The organism is uncultured Rikenella sp. (assembly GCF_910577125.1).
Lineage (GTDB): Bacteria > Bacteroidota > Bacteroidia > Bacteroidales > Rikenellaceae > Rikenella.
The window spans coordinates 1-6,199 of the sequence record NZ_CAJTMN010000105.1 but is presented as its reverse complement, the minus strand read 5'-3'; the positions used below and the strand labels follow the sequence as shown (position 1 = coordinate 6,199).

At 60.8% G+C, this 6,199-nt stretch carries 5 protein-coding genes; all 5 read right to left on the bottom strand.

All coding sequences use genetic code 11. The features are described from left to right. Positions 1-106 precede the first annotated feature (106 nt). The 5 genes from QZ292_RS09030 to QZ292_RS09010 all read right to left on the bottom strand — a co-directional run bounded on the left by QZ292_RS09030 (position 107) and on the right by QZ292_RS09010 (position 6,102). Positions 107-268 carry a hypothetical protein gene (locus tag QZ292_RS09030; RefSeq protein ID WP_294600766.1) on the bottom strand — a complete coding sequence of 54 codons (162 nt, stop codon included), beginning with the start codon at positions 266-268 and terminating at the stop codon, positions 107-109. Between the two features lie 63 nt (positions 269-331). Beyond that, positions 332-1,603, bottom strand: coding sequence for a DUF1343 domain-containing protein (locus QZ292_RS09025; RefSeq protein WP_294600764.1), 1,272 nt, complete (start codon positions 1,601-1,603; stop codon positions 332-334). 9 nt (positions 1,604-1,612) lie between these two features. Further along, positions 1,613-4,336, bottom strand: coding sequence for a glycoside hydrolase family 2 TIM barrel-domain containing protein (locus QZ292_RS09020; RefSeq protein ID WP_294600762.1), 2,724 nt, complete (start codon positions 4,334-4,336; stop codon positions 1,613-1,615). A gap of 44 nt (positions 4,337-4,380) precedes the next feature. Beyond that, entirely contained in the window at positions 4,381-4,767 is a 387-nt protein-coding gene (locus QZ292_RS09015) for a TraR/DksA C4-type zinc finger protein (protein WP_294600760.1), read from the bottom strand. 186 nt (positions 4,768-4,953) lie between these two features. Continuing rightward, positions 4,954-6,102 (bottom strand): cytochrome d ubiquinol oxidase subunit II, encoded by a 1,149-nt coding sequence (locus QZ292_RS09010; RefSeq protein WP_294600758.1) that lies wholly within the window; start codon positions 6,100-6,102, stop codon positions 4,954-4,956. Between the last annotated feature and the right edge of the window lie 97 nt (positions 6,103-6,199).

Sequence of the window (6,199 nt, the reverse complement as noted above, 5' to 3'; positions counted from 1 at the left end):
TCGGGCCGGGCAGGCCCCACGTCCCGTGGACGGGAAATGCTTCGCATTTCTGCGGTTATGTCAGCAATTGGGTAGAGACGGCCATTAAAAGACGCCGTGTGTCCGTTTATTCCGAGAGGCAACGCAACTGAAGACCGTAAGCCCGGCTCGTCGCGCGGCTGGGGTTGAGCTCCGTCGCGCTGAAGCTCAAGTACATGCCACGGTAGTGGCCGCCCGAATCGTAGGACGTGGACGACCAGTTGTACCCGTAGTAGCCGACGTGCCACAACGCGCCCTCGACGTTGCCGCGGCTGCCCAGGGCAGGGATATAGCAATCAAGATAATACTAAAGTCAGTATATCAGATATTTCCGTCTCTTTTCGAGAAATGCCTGCGACGGCCGCCAGAACGCGCGGAGCTGCGGCGTCACCCGACATCCCGCCTCGAGAAACATCCGCCTCATCTGCGACGTCCCCAACACCTTGTCGAACATCGCCCGTTTGCTATCCGTCGCCTCCTCCAGCGGCTTGTGCTCCGGACAGAGCGCTGCCAGTTCCTGCATGATGTAGAAAGGAATCAGGGTAAAGACAAGAGAATCAGCTTCTTTTGTGCCACGAGGCAGGAAGATCTCCACCCCGTGCATCATCGTTCCCTTGTCCGCCCCGTAGAACGGCCGGTAGTGGATCGGCCGGAAGCGACACCCCGCCAGCTCCGGCAACCCGTTGAGCCTCTGCGCCAACCCCTCCGCATCTCCGATCCAACCCGCCGCCACCGTCCGGAACGGCAGCGTGTATCCCACCCCGATGTGGAGCGTCCCCAGCTCCCCGATCGTCCCCGTCGTCGGATAATAGAGCGCTCCTTCCGGCGTCGGGATGTGCGGCGACGTCGCCACCCACGGCAACCCGCACTCCTCCCATCCCATCTCCCGTCGCCACCCCTCCATCGGCACCACCGTCAGCCCGCACCGCACTCCTCCCCGCAGCATCCCCTCCTCGTTGAGCATCCGCGCCAGCTCGCCCACCGTCATCCCGTGGATGTACGGTATCGGATACGCACTCACGAACGAGACCAGCCCTTCTTCGATCCGCTCCCTGCCCTCGACCCGGAGACCCCCCATCGGATTCGGCCGGTCGAGTACCACTACCGGCACCCCCGCCTCCGCCGCCCCCTCCATCACCCGCCCCATCGTCGAGATGTATGTATAGCTCCTCGTCCCGATGTCCTGAATGTCGAACACCAGCACATCCACCCCCGCGAGCATCTCCCTCGTCGGCCTCGTCGTGCGTCCGTAGAGGCTGAACACCCGCACCCCCGTTCTCGCGTCCCGTCCCGAGGCCACCGCCTGCCCCGCCTCCGCATCCCCCCGCACCCCATGCTCCGGCCCGTAGAGCGCTGCCAGCTCGAACATCCCCCTGCGTGCCGCACTGTCCAGCACGTCGATCGTCGAGACCAGCCTGCGGTCGACCCCCGTCGGATTGGTCACCAGCCCGACCCGTTTACCCCTCAGCACGTCGAATCCCCGCTCCCGCAGCACCTCGATACCGGTTTTAACCGGCGCGGCGGCGACGCAGCCCACCGAGAGCCACATCGCCGCCGAAGCCGAAAATAGATGTATTTTCCTCATAATAAGCGATTACCGTTGTTCTCCGAACGCCTCCTGCTGCGCCTCCACCTGTTTGAGCAGCTCTTCCGACTGCCGGGCAGCCGCCTGCGCCGAGACAGGAGAAAGATTCGGTGAACGCTCGATTTCAGCATCCATATAGATCAAATCCTGTAACGGTGCCACCGTGCGGAACTCGATCTCCGCCGCCAGCGGCGTCCAGTCGCCCTGCACCCCCGCCATCTCCGCCCGGACACGGATAGTTCCTGCCGTCGTCGAGGTCTGCACCAGCACCGGTGCCTCGCCCCATACCAACGGCACCCCCGCCGCCTGCGAAGCCGGAATCAGCAACTGCCCCTCTCCCTCGATCGTGAACCGGACGCTCCGGTTATTCAGCCGCTTGACCACGCCCTTGCCGTCCGTAATCCGCGCCACCACCGTCACCAGGTCGGAACCGTCCGCCACCGCATGGGCCCCTTCCCGGTTGACGATCAGCTCCAGCTTCGACGGTCTCCTCGACATACTCTTCTTCTGAGAAGCCGCCACCCGGCCATGCCGGATGCCTTCGACCAAAATATAGGCTTCGCCCTGTCGTCCACCCCGCGACAGCGCCTTGTCGGCCATGAAATTCCACGCTTTCGGGAAGACGATCACTGGCGACGGCAGTCCCGTCGTATCGCTATCCCGTCCCCGCACGTAAGTCCGCACCGTGTCCGTCCCGAAGAACGTGTGCAGCACCACCGTGTCGCAGTTGCTGAACACCGTCACATCTTCTGGCGAGAACGGCGTCAGTTCGTTGGCGATAAATACCATCGGTTCGGCCGAAGCCGACCGGTACTGCGCCCGAAACATCTCGTAGGAGTACTTCGGCCGTCGGAAAGCATCCATAATCCCTCCGTAGAACGGATCGGGATGATAGCCCCGCTGGTGGTCGAACGCATGCCACAGCGTCCCCCCGAAATGGTAGGCCGGCGCCCGGTAAAGCGCGTCGTAAGAGGTCGAGGAGTAGTCGTTCTTGGCATAATGGTTCGTCTGCACCAACTGCGGCACCTCGCCCCAGCCCCGCGCCGCTCGGCTCGTCGAGTTGTGCGAGCTCCAGTCGTCCACATTGTCGCCCCACTCGCGCGTGAAATAGACTTTCGTCGGATCGATATGCGCCGCAGCGGATTCTTTTTCGCCCACTGTCGGATGTGCGAACTGTATTTCGAAATGTTCGTGCCCCTTGGCCTCGCTGTCGCTGGCCGTGTAGCAGCCCGGGAACGGATACTCTTCGTGCACGATGTCATGCACCCTGCCCGCGAACTCCTCCGGATACCAGGTCTCGTTGAGGATCGGTTCCCACATGACGACGCTCGGCCGGTTGCGGTCGCGCCGCACCATGTTCCGTACGTCGTCGTACACCCGCTCCCCGAAGATCGGTTCGTCGTTCCAGAACTGCCAGCCCGGCGTGTTGACGATCACCAGCAGCCCCAACTGGTCGCAAGCATCCATAAAGGCCGGGTCCTGCGGGTAATGTGCGTTGCGGATGATCTCCATTCCCGCCGCCTTGAGCTTCGCCGCATCCCGCCAGTGCAGATTATTGGAGAGCGCGTTCCCCACCACCGCATAGTCCTGGTGTCGGTTGGCCCCGATCAGCTTCCGCGGATAAGGCTTTCCGTTCAGCACAAAGCCTCGCGCCGGATCGAACGCAATCGTCCGAATCCCCACCTGCTGCATAAAGCCGTCCACCGCCTGCCCCCGGTTATCTGTCACCCGCACATGCAAACGGTAGAGGTTCGGCTGCTCCGGCGACCACAGCGCCGGATTTTTCACCGTTATCTTCGTATTCAGCGTCCGGTCGCTCCCCGCCGGCACGGCATACGCCGTCGTCTTTGTCGCCGCCATCCTGCCGTCCGGCCCCACCAACGTATATTCCACACGCCCCGCCGCCCCGCGCCGCGAGTCGTTGCCCAGATTGAGCCGCACGGCCACCTCCGCCGTGGTATGGTCGTCGGTCAGCCGCGTGGTGGCAAAAAACAGCCCGCCCCCTGCGGTTCGATTCACCTGGTTCGGATCCGTAATGTAGACCTGATTGGTCGTCACTAACCACACATCCCGGTAGATTCCCCCGAAATAGCAGTAGTCCAACTGTGCCTGCGGCTTGCCCGGCGGATAGCTCGGGTCGTCGCTGTTGTCCGCCATCACCGCCACCACATTGACCGCCCCCTCCTCCGGGTGCATCGCAGCGCTGATATCCACTACGATGGGCAAAAATCCCCCGAAATGTTCGCGCACCAAAGTCCCGTTCACCCAGATTTTAGCCTTGCCCATAATCCCCTCGAAATACAACACATTCCGCTTCTTCGCCCCGCCGTCCGTCGCCGTCGCCGGGGTCTGGAAATACTTCCTGTACCACGCTTCCCCCCGATAATTAATACCCCCGCTGGCATCCACCGGCAGCAGTTCCAGCCCGTGCGGCACACTGACCCGCTCCCACAAACTGTCGCCCCGGTAATCTTCGCGCCACGCCCTGTCATACCGTCCCTTGGCGAACCTCCACCCCGGGGCCATATTCAAAACAGAGCGTCCGCTGCTCTGTACCGGGTAGAACCCGGCGGTGGAGTAGCGGACGCTTCGGATGCCTGTCTTCTCGATCGGGATGTCTCCGTTCGGGAGAGGTGGTGCCTGCTGCGCTTCGGCGATCACGCTCCAGAAGACGAGCAGCAGGACGAGGATAATGGCTCCGATCGCAATGATGATCTGATGTTTGGTTTTCATGGCCGTACGTGTGTTAGACCGACAACGATTTTCTTCTTCGCAATCTATTTTACCCCGCTCTCCTTAGCCTCGATGCTGAGCGTAGCATGCGGTACCACCCGCAGCCGCTCTTTCGGAATCAGTTTCCCCGTCTCGCGACAGATCCCGTACGTCTTGTTCTCGATCCTCACCAGCGCCGCCTCGAGGTTCTGGATGAACTTGTACTGCCTGGCCGCCAGCCGTCCGGACTCCTCCTTGGAGAGCGTCGCCGCCCCCTCTTCGAGGATTTTGAACGTCGGCGACGTGTCGTCCGTCCCGTTGCTCGACGTGTGCGTGATCGTGGCTCTCAGCAGGTCGTAATCCGCCTTTGCCTTTTCGAGTTTTTCGAGTATGATTTGTTTGAATTCGGCCAGTTCGGCGTCCGAATATCTTGTTTTTTCCGTTTCAGACATAGTGTTGCTCCCTCCCGAGATTTCGCTGTTTTTGTTCCGTGGTTGAATCGTTCTTCCGCCCCCGCTTTAGACAAAGATACAAAAATAATGCCGATATAAAATCCGCCGGGTGATTTTTTGTTCCATCTGCCGTAACGGGCAGCGACTTTTTCTGCCGCTGATCCGTATTTCTTTGCAATATGCTGATTAATAGAGCTGTTCTTTGTCCTCTTTTTCAGTTTCCGGGATCGTTTTTCGGCCGATTGCCCGCCATGCATACCAGATGTAGGCTACCACGAACGGAATCAGCAGCGACACCCAGCTCATCACCTGCAGCGTGAAGAGCGACGAGCTACTGTTGCGGATCGTCAGCGAGCTCTGCGTGTCCGCCAGTGACGGGTAGTAGGTCGTTCCGTTCCACCCCGCCGTCAGCAGCAGCGCCAGCACCGTCGCCACCGTTCCCGCCCCTGCGAACCAGATGCCTTTGCGGCTGTCCGTGAATATCCCCTTGATCAGGCCCGTCAGTACCGACGCCACCCCCAACAGCAGGAGGGTCAGTACTGCCGGCATCTCCAGCAGGTTGTGGAGGTACTTGTACGGTTCGACCTCGATCCGGCCCTGCGCATCGGCCGCCCACCCCGCCGAGCAGAGGATGCTGACGAGGAAAATCAGGAAGAAGAGCACGAACGCCGGCCCCTCGATTCTGAGCTCCCTGCGCGCCCTTTGGCGGATCGTCTCGTCGTCGAGGTCGTTGATCAGGTAGAGCATCCCGAGTGACCGCGCCAGCAGCAGTACGGCAACCCCGAGCGCCAGGTTCCGGTAGTCGAGTACCGCCTCCAGTCCCCTCCACGGCGTCGTCCAGTGCGACACCGTCGCCGCCGCGGCCTGCGTGTTTCCGATGTTGGCCGTATCGACCACGAAGTTGGCCCCTGTGAAGAACGTCCCGACCGCTACTCCGATCAGCAGCGGCCCGAAGCATCCGTTGATAAAAAGAAATGCGTCATAGGTCTTCATCCCGAGGAAGTTCCCGGCCTTGGCGCGGTATTCGTACGAGACGGCCTGGATGACGAACACGAGCAGGATCGCCATCCAGACGTAGAACGCTCCGCCGAAGCTGGTGGAATAAAAGAGCGGGAAGGAGGCGAAAAACGCCCCGCCGAATGTGACCAGCGTGGTGAAGGTCAGCTCCCATTTTCGCCCGAGCGACCCGACGATCCGCTCTTTTTCTTCCGCCGTCCGCCCGAACCGGTAGAGCAGGCTCTGTCCGCCCTGCACGAAGAGCAAAAAGACGAGCACGGCTCCTAACAGTGAAACGAGAAACCACCAATAGTGTTGCAACAATTCCAGTGTATCCATATCTTATGCTTTCTTTATCCGGTTTTTCCTTATCTGGAGGGTACTGTTCTTTTTGTGAACAAAAAGAACCAAAAAAACTTTAGAGGATGCTTGCGCA

Bases quoted from the DNA above. Each gene is read 5' to 3' on its own strand.
- QZ292_RS09020 (WP_294600762.1), bottom strand. From the start codon at position 4,336: ATGAAAACCAAACATCAGATCATCATTGCGATCGGAGCCATTATCCTC.
- QZ292_RS09025 (WP_294600764.1), bottom strand. From the start codon at position 1,603: ATGAGGAAAATACATCTATTTTCGGCTTCGGCGGCGATGTGGCTCTCG.
- QZ292_RS09015 (WP_294600760.1), bottom strand. From the start codon at position 4,767: ATGTCTGAAACGGAAAAAACAAGATATTCGGACGCCGAACTGGCCGAA.
- QZ292_RS09010 (WP_294600758.1), bottom strand. From the start codon at position 6,102: ATGGATACACTGGAATTGTTGCAACACTATTGGTGGTTTCTCGTTTCA.